Below are 14,873 nucleotides of genomic sequence, written 5' to 3'. Positions count from 1 at the left end.
GTCCGGTAACGGATGTAGGTGACTGGTACTAATAGGCCGAGGACTTACCAACAAAGAAGCTACGCGTCCACTGTGCAGTATCTGAAACAACACACGACATGTGTTGCGGAGGACCCCGGTCAGGGGTTCTTGTCGCACCGCGTGGATAGTTTCATAGAGTTACGGCGGCTATAGCGGTGGGGAAACGCCCGGTCCCATTCCGAACCCGGAAGCTAAGGCCACCTGCGCCGATGGTACTGCACTCGACAGGGTGTGGGAGAGTAGGACACCGCCGGAACATCCTTCCCGAAGGCCCCCAGCTCACGCTGGGGGCCTTCGCTGTATTCAGGGCAATTCATGGGTTGAATGCTCACAGAAAGCTCTCAGTCGAGAACCAGTTTCGACTGGGGCAGAAGGGTAATGATCGAAGGCATGGTCCTCGATACCCGTGCGCCGGCTGTGCCGGCGGTCGTCACCCGCCGCCATCGGCTGCGGGCGTTCTGGCTGCCCGCCACGTACAGCTATGTGGGCCTGGTGGTCACGGTGGGCATCGTCCTCACCGTGGTGAGCACGAGCCGTGCGACGCGAATCGTGTTGCATGCCAGCACGAACCTGCACAATCTGCTGCGCGGCCATTTCGGCACGCTGTTCGCGAGCGCCTTCGTCATCGGCAGCGGCGCCGCCACCGTCTGGATCATCGTCCCGCTGCTGGCGTGCCTGCTGGCCCTGGCCGAGCACCGGCTGGGTGCGATGCGGATGGTCCGTACCTTCGTGCTCGGGCATATCGGCGCGACCGCGCTGGTGGCCGCGGGGCTGTGGGTGGCGGTCGAATCGCAGCTGGTGCCGAACAGCATTACGACGGTGGAGGATACGGGCGTCAGCTACGGCGCGATGGCCGTGGTCGGTGCGTTGATCGCGGTGCTGCCCGCGCATCGCCGCCTGGTGTGGGCCGGCAGCTGGCTGGCGCTGGCGCTGGGTGGCGTGGTGTTGTGGCATACGTTCACGAATGTCGGTCATTTCCTGGCGCTGTGCCTCGGACTCGGTATCGGGCGGTTGATGATTCACCGGCACGCCGATCCGGTGCGGCCGCTGAGCCGGATCGAGGCGGGGTTGCTGGCTGCGGGTTCGCTTTTCGCGTGCCTGATGCTTCTGGGTTGATTCCCGGCCACTAGACTCGACCGGTGCGCCTTGTGATTGCTCGATGCCAGGTCGATTACGTTGGCCGTCTGACCGCCCATCTGCCTATGGCTCGTCGTCTGCTGATGATGAAAGCGGACGGTTCGATGCTGGTCCATTCCGATGGTGGTTCGTACAAACCACTCAATTGGATGAGTCCGCCGTGCTGGCTGGAAGAACGTGAATCCGATTCCGGGACCGGCAAATTGTGGGTTGTCACCAATAAGGCCGGTGAGGAACTGCGGATCACGGTCGAGGACATCGAGCTGGATTCGCATCACGAACTGGGTGTGGATCCAGGCTTGGTGAAAGATGGTGTCGAGGCGCATCTGCAGGAGTTGCTGGCCGAGCACATCGAAACTCTCGGCGCGGGTTATTCGCTCATCCGCCGCGAATACATGACCGCGATCGGCCCGGTCGACATCCTCTGCCGTGATGCCGACGGCTCGACGGTGGCGGTGGAGATCAAGCGCCGCGGTGAGATCGACGGCGTCGAACAGCTCACCCGCTACCTGGAACTGCTGAACCGTGACCCGCTGCTGGCCCCCGTGACCGGCGTCTTCGCCGCCCAGCAGATCAAGCCGCAGGCGAAGACCCTCGCGACCGACCGTGGAATCCGATGCCTGACATTGGATTACAACGCCCTCCGTGGCACCGAGAGCGACGAATTCCGCTTGTTCTAACCTCGATACCATGCCCCGCCGGAAACCCCGCCCCAACGCCCCCGGCGCGCGGTCCCAGCAGGACCCGCGCCCCCTCGGCGACGTCTTCGGCCGCACCGAGTCCGGACCGGGCGATGAGATGTTCATCGTGCGTACCGTCCCGGGTACCCGGGCCACCAAGACGTACCGCTGTCCCGGCTGTGATCACGAGATTCCGCCGGGGGTGGCGCACATAGTCGCGTGGGCGGCCTACGGCGGCGAGGACGACCGCCGGCATTGGCATACCGGCTGCTGGAAGGGCCGCAGTACCCGCACCATCACCCGCCGATGGTCTTGATATCGGTGCTGAAAGGGGCTGGGGCATAAGGAAGGCCGCTTCCGGCTGGAAGCGGCCTTCGGGTGGTGGGTTGTCGCCCGTCGGGGGGATTAGCCTGAGATGTCGGCGTTTTCGCGTTCGTCGACGATCTCGTCGTCATCACGGGCGTCGGAGATGGCCTTGCGGCCGCCTTTGCCGAGGGAGCGCTGCTCGGGGGCACCGTCGAGGAGTTCGCTTTCGCGATTGACGGCGGCGAGCATGGCCGGCACGGAGTCGAGCTGACCGCGGATACCGAGCAGCTGGGCCAGGACGCGGCCGCGGAGGACGCGCATTTCCTCGGCGAGTTCCTTGGCGTGCGCGATCTTTCGATCGGCGGTCTGGGTCGCCGAGGTGATGAGGCGGTTGGCCTCGTCGGTGGCGTCCTTGATGCGCTGGGCGGCCTCGGCGCGCGAGGTGGCCTCCAGCTCTTCCATGGCGCGGGTGAGCTTGGTGCGGCGCTCGGCCATGGTGACCTCGAAGTCCTGCTGCGTGGCCTTGCGCTTGGCCTCGGACTCCTTGGTGAGGCGGTCGGCCTCGGCGTTGGCGGCGTCGACGATCTTGGCCGACTCGGAACGCGCATTGGCGAGGGTCTGCTCGAATTCGATTTCGAGGGCCTCGCGCTTCTCCTTGGTTTCGGAGAGCAGCGATTCGTACTTGCCACGCATTTCGGTCGCCTGCTGCTCGGCGATCGAAATCATCTCCGCCGCTTCGGCCTGAGCCTGGGCACGCACTTCGGACGCCTCGTCGGAGGCCAGGCGCAGCATGCGGGAGATGCGATCGGACATGCCCTCGGCCGTGGTGGGCGGCACGGACAGCCGGTCGACCTCCTTGCGGAGCTCGTCGATCTCGTCTCGCGCGTCCTCGAGCTGGGCTGCCAGGTTGCGGGCCTGGGCAGCGGCGGCATCGCGATCGGTTGCGGTGACCCTTAGCTCGGCATCGAAACGGTCGAAGTAGTTACGCACCTCATCACGGTCATACCCCTTCCGCACGACGGTAAAGGGCAGAGCAACGAAGCGATTACGATCGGGCTCAGTGGACGACATGCCCCACAAACTACAGCCTGCCGACCACTGATGGTGACCCGACCGCGAATGTTGTTACAGCCTCTTTAGGTGCGCGGAAGCCGGTACTAGTGAGTAGATTTCGCCGCCGGTTCGACCAGTTCGACCAGCACACCGCCAGCATCCTTGGGGTGGATGAAATTGATGCGGGAACCAGCCGTTCCGGGGCGGGGCGCCTCGTACAGCAAACGCAAGCCCCGTTCACGCAGATGTGCGGAGACGGCTTCCACATCGGTGACCCGGTAGGCAAGCTGCTGCAGGCCAGGCCCGTTTCGGTCGATGAACTTGGCGATCGTGGACGCTTCGGTCAACGGAGCCAGCAACTGCAGGGCAACAGAGCCCTCCGGCGCGGCCGCATACGACAGCATGGCCTCGTGAACGCCCTGCGCGTCGTTGATCTCGCGATGCGTCTCGATCATCCCGAGATTGTCTCGGTACCAGGCCACCGCGGAATCGAGATCCGGCACGGCGATACCCACATGATCGATAGCCGTGACGTATTCCGCGGGGATGAATTCGGTGTTCTCGGTGGTGCTCACACCAACGAAGGTAGCGAACACCCACATAGTGGGCACGGGTACACGCGGGTTACCGTTGGGTAAGGGCTCCGAAGGTTGGCGGAGCAGCACATTACGACGTAAGCGAGGCCTCATCGTGACAACCACCGTCATCGTCTCCGGCGCGCGCACCCCGGTGGGCCGGCTGCTCGGATCGCTGAAGGATTTCAGCGGCTCCGATCTGGGCGGCGTCGCCATCAAGGCGGCCCTGGAGAAGGGCGGGGTCCGCCCCGATCAGGTCGACTACGTGATCATGGGTCAGGTGCTCACCGCGGGCGCGGGGCAGATCCCGGCCCGGCAGGCCGCGGCGGCCGCGGGGATTCCGATGGATGTCCCGGCGCTCACCCTGAACAAGGTGTGTTTGTCCGGTATCAATGCAATCGCGTTGGCGGATCAGCTGATTCGCGCCGGTGAGTACGAGATCGTGGTGGCCGGTGGTCAGGAGTCCATGACCCGCGCGCCGCACATGCTGGAGAAGTCCCGCGAGGGCTTCAAGTACGGCGATGTCACCCTGCGCGACCATATGGCTTACGACGGCCTGCACGACATCTTCACCGACCAGGCCATGGGCGCCCTCACCGAGCAGCGCAACGACACCGATCACATCAGCCGCGCGGATCAGGACGCCTTCGCGGCCGCCTCGCACCAGAAGGCCGCGGCCGCCTGGAAGAACGGCGTCTTCGAGGACGAGGTGACCCCCGTCGCCATCCCGCAGCGCAAGGGTGACCCGATTCTCTTCACGGCGGACGAGGGCATTCGCGCCGACACCACCGCGGAGTCGCTGGGCAAGCTACGCCCGGCCTTCCGCAAGGACGGCACCATCACCGCCGGTTCGGCCTCGCAGATCTCCGACGGCGCGGCCGCGGTCGTGGTCATGTCCAAGACCAAGGCCGAGGAACTGGGCCTCACCTGGATCGCCGAGATCGGCGCCGCGGGCGTCGTCGCCGGCCCCGACTCCACGCTGCAGGACCAGCCCGCCAACGCCATCCTGAAAGCCTGTGCGAAGGAAGGCATTTCGCCCGCAGACCTCGACCTGGTCGAAATCAACGAGGCCTTCGCGGCCGTGGGCATCGCCTCCACCCGCAAACTCGGCATCGACCCGGAGAAGGTCAATGTCAACGGCGGCGCCATCGCCATCGGCCACCCCCTCGGCATGTCCGGCGCCCGCATCCTCCTCCACCTCGCCCTCGAACTGAAGCGGCGCGGCGGCGGCATCGGCGCGGCCGCCCTCTGCGGTGGCGGCGGCCAGGGCGACGCCCTGATCATCCGCGTCAGCTGACCGAAAGGCGCGCGGCCGCATCGAGAGATGCGCCCGCGCGCCATTCGAACCTGGTCCGGTGTTGCCAGGGGAAGGGGCGCGGGCCCAATTGTGGGCGGAGGACTGCCTTCAGATAGGCCGGGGAGCTGCTTCCGGACGGGTTGGCGAGCTGTCTCCGGACCAGCCGGGGCTGCCTCCAGGCAAAGGGGTCCGGGGCTTGCCCCGGTAAGGGGGCTCGGGGGCTTAGCCCCCGCCCCACCATTCTTCGGGGTTCGGGGCTTGCCCCCGGGCCTGCTTCGCGCTGAGTCAAGCGCGTGTGACCAGGTCCACTACAAGGTGTCGTAGGTATTACGGCAGAATGGTCGCCATGGGTGACCTCTTCGACCTGTCCACGGTCGGCAAGCGCGTTCGATTCTTCGGCATTGCGGAAGTTCCCTCGTGGGTGCTGCTGTTCATCGGGTCGGCGCTGAAGCGTGCGGATGCGCTCGGCATCGCCGATCAGCCGATCAAATGGCCGGTCATGGTTTTCGGCATGCTGCACGGCCTGATCTTCCTGGCGTATGCGATCAGCTGCCTGCTGGCGTCGCGTGAGTACGAGTGGCCGGGCAGGACCACCGGGCTGGCGCTGCTGTCGTCGGTGGTTCCGTTCTCCTCGGTGTTCTTCGAGCGCTGGGCGATCCGCACCGGACAGCTCGGCGAGCTGAGCCAAGGCGCTACCCCGGCCGCCGCCGCTTCGTGACAGACTGGATGTCGTGACTCGACCTGCACGACGCCCTTCCGCCGCCGCAGCTGCCGCCATGTCCGGCGCGGTGGACCTGTCCGCCCTGAAGCAGCCGGCCGCCGCAGATGTGCCCGGTGGATATACCGTCACCGAGGCCGATTTCGAGACCAAGGTGCTGCGCCGTTCGACCCAGGTGCCCGTGGTGGTGGCGCTGTATTCGCAGCGCAGCCCGGGCAGTGTCGAACTGGTGCGGTTGCTGGAGAAGCTCGTCGGCGAATCCGGCGGTGACTGGGAGCTGGCCGCCATCGAGGCCGAGGCGAACATGCGCATCGCGCAGGCGTTCGGCGTCCAGGGCATTCCGACCGTGATCGCTGTCGCCGCGGGTCAGCCGCTGGCGGACTTCACCGGCAATCAGCCGGAGGAGCAGGTGCGGCAGTGGGTCGCCGCCGTGGTGGACGCGGTGCGCGGCAAGCTCCCCGGTGTGGGCGGCGCGGCGGAGGACGCCGAGCCGGAGACGCCGGAGGATCCGCGTTTCGTGGCTGCCGAAGAAGCTTTGGAGCGAGGCGATTTCGACACCGCCGAGGCCGCGTACAAGGCGATCCTGAATGCCGAGCCCGGCAATGTGGAGGCCAAGGCGGCGCTGCGGCAGGTGCAGTTCATCGGCCGCGTACAGGAGTTGGATCCGGCGTTGCAGGCCAAGGCCGATGCCGATCCGTCGGATCTGGATGCCGCGCTGGCGGCCGCCGATCTGGAGATGTTCAATCAGCAGCCGGAGGCCGCGTTCGATCGTCTCATCGCGCAGGTCAAGCGCACCGCGGGCGATGATCGCACCCGGGTCCGCACCCATCTGCTGGAACTGTTCGAGCTGTTCGATCCGGCCGAGCCGATCGTGGTGGCCGCCCGCCGCAAGCTGGCGGCGGCGCTCTACTGACGATTCTCGTTGTGCCGTAGCGGTTTCCGTAACCGCGAAAGGGTCCCACTTCCCCGCGAGTGGGACCCTCGGTTTTACTTCGGGTCTTACTTGGTGGTGGTGCCGCTACCGGAGGACAGCGACTTCACCAGGTTGGTGAGGATGTCCGAGGAGCCGGTGGACGGGCCCGCGGGGTTCGGTTCGCCGGGGGCGACGACCGGCTGCGCGCCGGTGACGACGTCAGCGGAGGCAGCACCGGCGCCCGCGCCGATGACAGCGGTCGCGGCGGCGGCGACGAGCGCGAAGGTACCCAGCTTCTTCATGCAGATTCAGTCCCATCAGTGATAGTTCCATTCGGTTGCGACGCCGCTGGTTTAGTTCCTATCACGGTGGGTATAGGGCCGGGTGACCATAGTTTCCCGGCCACCGATCCTGGGGGCAGGTCAGCCGAACCGGGGCAGGCCGGCCAGCGCGCTGTCGATACGCTCTTGCGGCAGTTCGAAATCGGGGATCTCACCGGCGAGATATCGCTCGTAGGCGGTCATGTCGAAGTGTCCGTGCCCGCAGAGTGCGGTCAGCAGTACTTTCTCCTCGCCGGATTCCCTGCAGCGCTTCGCTTCTTCGATGACGGCGGCGAGGGCATGCGAGGGTTCGGGGGCGGGCAGGATGCCTTCGGCGCGCGCGAAGGTGACCGCGGCGGCGAAGCATTCGCGTTGTTGTTTGGCCACGGCTTCGAACAGCCCGAGTTCGTAGATGTGCGAGAGCAGCGGTGACATGCCGTGATAGCGCAGTCCGCCGGCGTGCACCGGGTCGGGGATGAAATCGTGCCCGAGCGTGTGCATCTTGAGCAGCGGCGTGAAACCGGCGGTATCGCCGAAGTCGTAGGCGTAGATGCCGCGGGTGAACGACGGGCAGGCGGCGGGTTCGACGGCGCGGATGACGGGATTCGCCCGGCCCGCGAGCTTTTCGCGCAGGAACGGCAGGAACAGGCCCGCGAAGTTGGAGCCGCCGCCGGTACAGCCGACGATCAGATCGGGCATCCGTTCGCCCGCGGCCGCGAACTGGTTCAGCGCTTCCTCGCCGATGACGGTCTGGTGCAGCAGCACATGATTGAGCACGCTGCCCAGGGCGTAACGGGTATCCGCGTGCGCGGCGGCGATTTCCACGGCTTCACTGATGGCAATGCCCAGGCTGCCGGGTGAATCCGGGTGGTCGGCAAGGATTTTCGCGCCGGCGGCGGTCAGGGTCGAGGGGCTCGGGTGCACGCTGGCGCCCCAGGTCTGCATGAGGGTGCGCCGGTGTGGTTTCTGGTCGTAGGAGGCGCGCACCATCCACACTTCGCAGTCGATCCCGTATTGCGCGCAGGCGAAGGCGAGCGCGGAACCCCATTGCCCGGCCCCGGTTTCGGTGGTGAGCCGCCGGGTGCCCTCGGCGGCATTGTAGAAGGCTTGCGGCACAGCGGTATTCGGCTTGTGCGACCCGGCGGGTGAGCCGCCTTCGTACTTGTAATAGATGTGCGCGGGTGTGCCGAGCGCCTTTTCCAGCCGTCGCGCCCGGTACAGCGGCGTGGGCCGCCACAGCCGGTAGACGTCGATGATCTCGTCGGGGATGTCGAGGTACCGGTCCGCGCTGACTTCCTGCCGGATGAGCTCCATCGGGAACAGTGGGGCGAGATCCTCCGGCCCGACCGGCTGCCCGGTGCCGGGATGCAGTGGTGGTGGTGGCGGCTCCGGCAGGTCCGGCACCACGTTGTACCAGCGACGCGGTATGGCCGATTCGTCCAGTGTGATCTTGGTTTGCGCGCTCATCGCGCCTCCCCACCTAGCGGTCCGGTCTCCGCACCATACGCCCGCGACTACTCGTGGCGTGCCTGTTTCCGCAGTTGCTCCAGGGCCGCCGCAGCGGGGCTGCCGGGCTCGGGTGCGTAGGTGACGAGCAGGACGGCGTCGGGGCCGGCGAGATGGAAGGTCTCGTAGCGCAGTGCGATCTCACCGACGACCGGGTGGTGGAAGCGTTTCGGGCCGTGGCTCTTCTCGTGCACGTACCGGGTCGCCCAGAGCCGGCCGAATTCGCTGCTGCCGACCGTCAATTCGCCGATCAGGCGCAGCAGGCGAGGGTCGCCGGGCGTGCGGCCGACGGCCATGCGGAGCATGCCGACGGTACTGCGCGCCGCTTCGTCCCAGTCGGGGTGGATGGTGCGGGCCTCGGGGGCGAGGAAGATCCGGCGCGCCATATTCCGTTCGCGCGGTGGCAGATTCGGGAAGTCCGCGATGACTGCGGCGGCCAGCGGGTTCCAGGCCAGCACGTCATTGTGGTCGTTCATGATCATGGCCGGGATGTCCCGGATGTGGGAGAAGCTGTGCAGCAGGGCGGTTCGCAGGGGCTCCGGGCCGCCGGTCTGCTCGGGTCCGGGGCGTTCGCTGCGGGCCAGATCGCGCAGGTGGGTCCGCTCGGCCGGGCCCAGCAGGAATACCCGTGCGATGGCGTCCAGGACCTCGGCCGAGGGATTGCGGGCGCGGCCCTGTTCCAGCCGGACGTAGTAGTCGGTGCTGAGGCCGACGAGTTCGGCGACTTCCTCCCGCCGGAGGCCGCGGACCTTGCGCCGCTGGATCCGCGGGAGACCGACGTCCTCGGGCGCGACCTGCGCACGCCGGGCGCGCAGGTAGTCACCGAGCTCGTTGCGGGAACCGGCTCACGGTCTTCGCGATCGCCGTGGCCAGTGTCATGCTGCCGTTCTCCGTCACCGGTGGCGCGATCACCCTTCCGCAGCTGACCCAGAATCTGCACGCCTCGCCGGACAGCGGGCAGTGGATGCTGAACACCTTCAATATCGCCTTCGCCGCACTGCCGCTCGCGGCCGGCGCACCGGCCGATCGGGTCGGCCGCCGTCGGGTGCTGCTCATCGGCATCCTCGTGGTGGGCGCCGCGGCGGGCCTGGTGTGCGTCGCACCGTCGATGCTCGTGGTGAATGTGGCGCGTGCCGCGCAGGGCTGCGGTGCAGCCTTTCGCCGTCACACTCGGTTTCGTCGTTCTGCTGGTCTACCTGCCGGATTATCTGCAGGGCGCGGCCGGCCGGACGGTGACCGCGAGCGGTATTCTGCTGGCTCCCATGACGATTCCCGTCCTGGTGCTGCCCTTGCTGACCTCGGCGCTCGCCGCCCGCGTCTCCTTGCGGGTGGTGCTGACGGCGGCCTCGCTGCTGATTGCGCTGGGGTCGGTGCTGCTGGTGGCGCTCGCGCCGGGCGCTTCATGGCTGCTGCTGGGACTTCCGTTGCTGCCCTTCGGAATCGGCGTCGGCCTGGCGCTCGCCGTGCTGTCGCTGCTCGGCGCCGCCCTCACCTGGTGGGCGCTGGCTCCGGATCGACCCTAGTTAATAAGCTAGAGCTTATGATAAGCTCGAGCGTATGACATATACATCTTATGACGAATTGCTGGCATCGGGACAGGAACTCATCGTGCTGGACGCGCAGGCGGTCCGGACGAGCATCGAGATCGTCGAGCAGCTCACCCCGGCGGACCTCGACCGGCCGACCCCCTGTGAGGGCTGGACGCTGCGAGATCTGCTGGAGCACAACATCGCTCAGCATTACGGCTTCGCGGCCGCCTCGCGCGGCGAGGGCGATATCGCGGTGTGGAAGACGAAGCCCCTCGGCGCCGATCCGATCGCCGAGTACCGGGCCGCGGCCGTGCACGTGCTGACCGCGTTCGCCGAGTCCGGCGTGCTCGAGCGCAGCTTCCCGGTGCCGGAAATCATGCCCGACCTGGTGATTCCCGCGAATCTGGGCATCAGCTTCCACTTCGTCGACTACGTCGTGCACTCGTGGGATATGGCGGCGAGCCTGGGCGTGAAGCTCGGCTTCGATGAGGAACTGCTGTCGGCGGCGCTGCTGATCGCGCAGGCGGTGCCGGGTGGCGATATGCGCACGCAGCCCGGCGCGTCCTTCGCACCCATCATCGAGGTGACGGACGGATCGACCCTCGATCAGATCCTGGGGCTGCTGGGCCGTTCGCCCGACTGGAAGGCCTGAGCCAGCCAGACCGCGCCGTGCGGCGGAAGCGTCAGGCGCAGGGAGACCGGGCGGCCGTGCCATGGAACGGCTTCCACGGGAATCTCGCCCTGAGTGCCGATCCCATTGCCGCCGTACGTGATCGCGTCCGAGCTGAGCAGTTCCCGCCAGGCGGTGGCGCCGGATTCGGGGAGTCCGATGCGGTAGTCGTCGAGCCGACGGCCGGAGAAGTTGTACACGCACGCCAGCACGGAATCGCCTGCGCCGTAACGCAGGAACGACAGCACATTATTGTTCCGGTCGTCGGCGTCGATCCAGGAGTACCCGCCGGGCGAGGTGTCCTGACTCCACAGTGCGGGAGTGGCCCGGTAGAGCAGGTTCAGGTCGGTGACGAATCGCCCGATGCCGCGATGCAGCGGATTGTCCAGCTCGTGCCAGTCCAGCCCGAGATCGTGGTTCCACTCCCGGAATTGACCGAATTCCTGCCCCATGAACAGCAATTGCTTACCGGGATGCGCCCACATGTAGGCGAGCAGTGCGCGTACCCCGCTCGCCTTGGCGAAATCGTCGCCGGGCATGCGGGTCCACAGTGTGCCTTTGCCGTACACCACTTCGTCGTGACTGATGGGCAGTACGTAGTTCTCGCTCCACGCGTAGGTGAGGGAGAAGGTGACCTCGTTGTGGTGCCAGGCGCGGTGTACCGGATCGTGGCTCAGATACCCGAGGGTGTCGTGCATCCAGCCCATATTCCATTTCATGGTGAAGCCGAGCCCGCCGACCTCGGTGGATCGGGTGACGCCCGGCCAGGTGGTGGATTCCTCGGCGACGGTCACCACGCCCGGGTGATGCTTGTGCACGGTGGCGTTCATCTCCTGGAGGAAGGCCACCGCCTCGAGATTCTCGCGGCCGCCGTGGATATTCGGCTCCCAATCGGGTCGTGAATAGTCGAGGTAGAGCATGGAGGCGACGGCGTCCACGCGCAGGCCGTCGATATGGAATTCCTCGATCCAGAACAGGGCATTGGCGACCAGGAAGTTCCGTACCTCGGGCCGGCCGAAGTCGAAAACGTAGGTGCCCCAGTCGAGTTGCTCACCGCGACGCGGGTCCGGATGCTCGTAGAGGGGTGTGCCGTCGAAGCGTGCGAGAGCCCATTCGTCGCGCGGGAAATGCGCGGGCACCCAGTCCAGGAGTACGCCGATCCCCGCCCGGTGCAGCCGGTCCACGAAGGCCCGGAAATCGTCGGGGGAGCCGAAGCGGGCGGTGGGCGCGAAGTACGAGGTGACCTGATATCCCCATGATCCGCCGAAGGGATGCTCGGCCACCGGCAGCAGTTCGATATGTGTGAATCCCTGGGCGCCAACGTATTCCGCGAGCTGATCGGCGAGCTCGCGGTAGCCGAGGCCCGGCCGCCACGACCCCAGATGCACCTCGTAGATGCTCATGGGCGAACGGGTCGGATCCCGGCGCTCGCGTTCCCGGACCCACTCCCCGTCACCCCACTCGAAACCGCTCTCCGCCACGACAGATGCGGTGGCGGGCGGGATTTCGGTCGCGAAGGCGAGCGGATCCGCATGGTCGACGATGCGGCCGTCGGCCCCGTGCACCCGGTACTTGTACTTCGCGCCCGGCCCGAGCCCCGGCAGGAACAGCTCCCACACCCCGGACCCGCCGAGCCGCCGCATGGGCGCGGTATTGCCGGTCCACCCGTCGAAATCGCCGATCACCGCCACACCGCGCGCATTCGGGGCCCACACCGCGAACGAGGTGCCCGCCACCTCCCCGTCGAGGGTGCGATACCGCCGCGGATGCGCGCCGAGCACATCCCACAATCGTTCGTGCCGTCCCTCGCCGAGCAGGTGCAGATCGAATTCGCCGAGTGTGGGCAGGAAACGGTAGCCGTCGGCGTCCACCGTGGTGCGCCCGCCCGGATACGAGGTGACGATGCGGTAGTCCCACAGTTCCGGGAACGGCAGCACGCCCTCGAACACGCCGTGATCGAGATGGGTGAGCGGATGATCCGTCTCGCCGATGCGCGCGTGCACCGTCTCCGCGTGCGGGCGCAGCACCCGGATCACCGTCCCGCCGCGATGCGGATGCGAGCCCAGCACGGTGTGCGGGTCCGGATGGGTGCCGGCCGCGAGCAGCATGAGGTCGCGTCTGTCCATCAGTGGAACGACCGGCGGAAGGCGAGCTCGGTGCGGGCGGTGGCCGGCACCGGGGGCAGTACGAGAATGTGGGCGGCCGCGTGCGCCGGGTCGAGGCGCACGTAATTGCTTCGGCCCCAGTGGTATTCCTCGCCGGAGATCTCGTCGTACACCACCGGCCGGTCGTGCCATTCCCGGCCGATGGCGGGCAGATCCAGTGCCACCATGCCCTGTTCCGCGCCGAAGGGGTTGAGGTTCACCACGACCAGGACGGCGTCGCCGGTGGTCGGGTCCATTCTCGAGAATGCCAGCAGGGCGTCGTTGTCGACGTGGTGGAAGTGGATGCAGCGCAACTGCTGCAGCGCCGGATGCGCGCGGCGGATCTCGTTGAGCCGGGTCAGCCACGGCTCCAGCGATTCACCGCGGGCGGCGGCCTCCGCGAAGCGGCGGGGGCGCAGCTCGTATTTCTCCGAGTCCAGGTATTCCTCGCTGCCCGGTTGCGCGGCCTGATGTTCGTACAGCTCGAATCCGGAGTACACGCCCCAGGTGGGGCCCAGGGTGGCGGCGAGTACCGCGCGGATGGCGAACATGCCCGGGCCGCCGTGTTGCAGGCTCTCGTGCAGGATGTCCGGGGTGTTCACGAACAGGTTGGGCCGCGCTTCATCGGCCTTGGCCGCCAATTCCATTCCGAACTCGGCGATTTCGTGTTTGTGGACGCGCCAGGTGAAGTACGTGTAGGACTGGCTGAACCCGCGCCGCGCCAGTCCGTACAGTCGCGCGGGCCGGGTGAACGCCTCGGACAGGAAGATGATGTCCGGATGGTCGCGGCGCACCCGTGCGATCAGCCACTCCCAGAAGTCGGCCGGTTTGGTGTGCGGATTGTCGACGCGGAAGATGGTGACGCCCAGCCGGATCCAGTGCCGGACCACCCGCAGTACCTCGGCGTACAAGCCGTCCGGATCGTTGTCGAAGTTGAGCGGGTAGATGTCCTGGTACTTCTTCGGCGGATTCTCCGCGTAGGCGATGGTGCCGTCCGGCAGGGTGTTGAACCATTCCGGGTGCGCGGTCACCCAGGGATGGTCGGGCGCGCACTGCAGGGCCAGGTCGAGTGCCACCTCCATGCCCAAGTCCCGTGCGGCGGAGACGAAATCGGCGAAATCGGCCTCCGTGCCGAGCGCGGGCAGGATGGCGTCGTGCCCGCCCTCCTCGGCGCCGATGGCCCACGGCGAGCCCACATCGTCGGGTCCGGCGGTCAGGGAGTTGTTGCGCCCCTTGCGATTCACCCGTCCGATGGGATGCACGGGCGGCAGGTACACCACGTCGAAGCCCATGGCGGCAATGCGCGGCAGATCCGCGGCGGCGGTGGCGAAGGTGCCGTGCACCGGCTTCCCGTCCGCATCCCAGCCGCCGGTCGAGCGCGGGAAGAATTCGTACCAGGAGCCGTAGAGGGCACGCTGCCGCTCCACCAGCACCGAGTGCTGCGGCCCGTGGGTCACCAACTCGCGCAAGGGATTCGCGCGCAGGATCTCGCTCACCTCGGCGCTGAACGCGGCCGCGACGCGCGCCGGGAGCTGAGTATCGCCGCGCAGGGCGGTCGCGGCGGCGTGCAGTATTTCCCACTGCTTCTTCGGCACCGCTTGCGCGGCCCGATCCAGCAGTCGCGCGCCGAGTTCCAGATCATTGGCGAGGTCGGCGGCGCTCTGCCCGACCCCGAGTTTGGCCTCGACGGCGCTGCGCCAGGTGGTGAAGGGGTCGCTCCAGCCTTCGATACGGTAGGTCCACAGGCCCGGCTTGCCCGGCGTGAACACGGCATTGAACACGTCCGGCTGATACTCCGGGCTCATGCGGATGCGCTGGGTGCGCGAGGAACCGGGCGCCTTCACCGCCAGCGTGGCCGCGACGGCATCGTGTCCCTCCCGCCAGACCACCGCCCGCACCGGGAAGACCTCCCCGGCCACGGCTTTGGCGGGCCGACCGCCGGGTATCGCGGGGGCGGTGTCATCGATGGCGATGCGGCCGGTCACGAAGTAGAACTTACCGGGT

15 protein-coding genes, 1 rRNA gene and 2 pseudogenes are annotated in these 14,873 nt (G+C 67.1%); 10 read left to right on the top strand and 8 right to left on the bottom strand.

The annotated features are described in order from the left end of the window. Positions 1-160: 160 nt before the first annotated feature. From rrf to ACIP5Y_RS09320, 4 genes are all read left to right on the top strand, one after another. Positions 161-277 (top strand): 5S ribosomal RNA (rrf, locus tag ACIP5Y_RS09335). A 134-nt stretch (positions 278-411) separates the two neighbouring features. Beyond that, a complete protein-coding gene (locus ACIP5Y_RS09330; protein ID WP_400349012.1) occupies positions 412-1,137 on the top strand; it encodes a rhomboid-like protein in 726 nt (241 codons plus the stop codon). Between the two features lie 23 nt (positions 1,138-1,160). Continuing rightward, positions 1,161-1,838: an endonuclease NucS gene (nucS, locus tag ACIP5Y_RS09325; RefSeq protein ID WP_400349010.1), complete on the top strand. Its 678-nt coding sequence runs from the start codon at positions 1,161-1,163 to the stop codon at positions 1,836-1,838. A 10-nt stretch (positions 1,839-1,848) separates the two neighbouring features. Further along, the gene (locus ACIP5Y_RS09320; RefSeq protein ID WP_400349009.1) at positions 1,849-2,154 is read left to right on the top strand and encodes an ATP/GTP-binding protein; all 306 of its coding nucleotides are present in this window, start codon (positions 1,849-1,851) and stop codon (positions 2,152-2,154) included. Between the two features lie 89 nt (positions 2,155-2,243). On the opposite strand, the gene ACIP5Y_RS09315 is transcribed toward ACIP5Y_RS09320, so the two are convergent. After that, a complete protein-coding gene (locus ACIP5Y_RS09315; protein ID WP_400349007.1) occupies positions 2,244-3,215 on the bottom strand; it encodes a hypothetical protein in 972 nt (323 codons plus the stop codon). Between the two features lie 86 nt (positions 3,216-3,301). Continuing rightward, entirely contained in the window at positions 3,302-3,799 is a 498-nt protein-coding gene (gene mce, locus ACIP5Y_RS09310; RefSeq protein ID WP_397011527.1) for a methylmalonyl-CoA epimerase, read from the bottom strand. An 88-nt stretch (positions 3,800-3,887) separates the two neighbouring features. Here mce and ACIP5Y_RS09305 point away from each other — a divergent pair, with 88 nt between their 5' ends. The 3 genes from ACIP5Y_RS09305 to ACIP5Y_RS09295 all read left to right on the top strand — a co-directional run bounded on the left by ACIP5Y_RS09305 (position 3,888) and on the right by ACIP5Y_RS09295 (position 6,700). After that, entirely contained in the window at positions 3,888-5,069 is a 1,182-nt protein-coding gene (locus ACIP5Y_RS09305) for an acetyl-CoA C-acetyltransferase (protein WP_400349006.1), read from the top strand. A 346-nt stretch (positions 5,070-5,415) separates the two neighbouring features. Then, on the top strand, positions 5,416-5,787 hold the full coding sequence (locus tag ACIP5Y_RS09300) for a DUF3817 domain-containing protein (RefSeq protein WP_400349004.1): 372 nt from the start codon (positions 5,416-5,418) through the stop codon (positions 5,785-5,787). Positions 5,788-5,845: 58 nt separating this feature from the next. Beyond that, positions 5,846-6,700: a tetratricopeptide repeat protein gene (locus ACIP5Y_RS09295; protein ID WP_400349200.1), complete on the top strand. Its 855-nt coding sequence runs from the start codon at positions 5,846-5,848 to the stop codon at positions 6,698-6,700. 86 nt (positions 6,701-6,786) lie between these two features. Here the strand turns inward: ACIP5Y_RS09295 and ACIP5Y_RS09290 are convergent, their stop codons facing one another. From ACIP5Y_RS09290 to ACIP5Y_RS09275, 4 genes and pseudogenes are all read right to left on the bottom strand, one after another. Next, the gene (locus tag ACIP5Y_RS09290; RefSeq protein WP_400349002.1) at positions 6,787-7,002 is read right to left on the bottom strand and encodes a hypothetical protein; all 216 of its coding nucleotides are present in this window, start codon (positions 7,000-7,002) and stop codon (positions 6,787-6,789) included. Positions 7,003-7,122: 120 nt separating this feature from the next. Then, on the bottom strand, positions 7,123-8,487 hold the full coding sequence (locus ACIP5Y_RS09285) for a TrpB-like pyridoxal phosphate-dependent enzyme (protein ID WP_400349000.1): 1,365 nt from the start codon (positions 8,485-8,487) through the stop codon (positions 7,123-7,125). A gap of 47 nt (positions 8,488-8,534) precedes the next feature. Next, positions 8,535-9,008: a hypothetical protein gene (locus ACIP5Y_RS09280; protein WP_400348999.1), complete on the bottom strand. Its 474-nt coding sequence runs from the start codon at positions 9,006-9,008 to the stop codon at positions 8,535-8,537. A 168-nt stretch (positions 9,009-9,176) separates the two neighbouring features. Then, positions 9,177-9,341 (bottom strand): annotated as a pseudogene (locus tag ACIP5Y_RS09275) (helix-turn-helix domain-containing protein); the annotation flags it as partial. A gap of 62 nt (positions 9,342-9,403) precedes the next feature. Between ACIP5Y_RS09275 and ACIP5Y_RS09270 the strand changes: the two are divergent. The 3 genes and pseudogenes from ACIP5Y_RS09270 to ACIP5Y_RS09260 form a co-directional block, all read left to right on the top strand. Further along, positions 9,404-9,625, top strand: a pseudogene (locus ACIP5Y_RS09270) (MFS transporter); the annotation flags it as partial. 31 nt (positions 9,626-9,656) lie between these two features. Further along, positions 9,657-10,049, top strand: coding sequence for a hypothetical protein (locus ACIP5Y_RS09265; protein ID WP_400349207.1), 393 nt, complete (start codon positions 9,657-9,659; stop codon positions 10,047-10,049). A 34-nt stretch (positions 10,050-10,083) separates the two neighbouring features. After that, positions 10,084-10,707 (top strand): TIGR03086 family metal-binding protein, encoded by a 624-nt coding sequence (locus ACIP5Y_RS09260; RefSeq protein ID WP_400348997.1) that lies wholly within the window; start codon positions 10,084-10,086, stop codon positions 10,705-10,707. Here the strand turns inward: ACIP5Y_RS09260 and glgB are convergent. Then, on the bottom strand, positions 10,662-12,851 hold the full coding sequence (gene glgB / locus ACIP5Y_RS09255; protein ID WP_400348996.1) for a 1,4-alpha-glucan branching protein GlgB: 2,190 nt from the start codon (positions 12,849-12,851) through the stop codon (positions 10,662-10,664). The two genes, ACIP5Y_RS09260 and glgB, sit on opposite strands and share 46 nt — an antisense overlap. Continuing rightward, on the bottom strand, positions 12,851-14,854 hold the full coding sequence (locus ACIP5Y_RS09250; protein ID WP_400348994.1) for a maltotransferase domain-containing protein: 2,004 nt from the start codon (positions 14,852-14,854) through the stop codon (positions 12,851-12,853). Before ACIP5Y_RS09250 ends, glgB begins: the two co-directional genes overlap by 1 nt. Positions 14,855-14,873: the final 19 nt, after the last annotated feature.

The organism is Nocardia sp. NPDC088792, assembly GCF_044750615.1.
Lineage (GTDB): Bacteria > Actinomycetota > Actinomycetes > Mycobacteriales > Mycobacteriaceae > Nocardia.
The sequence above is the reverse complement of the archived record's forward strand: the minus strand, read 5'-3'. Positions and strand labels throughout refer to the sequence as shown.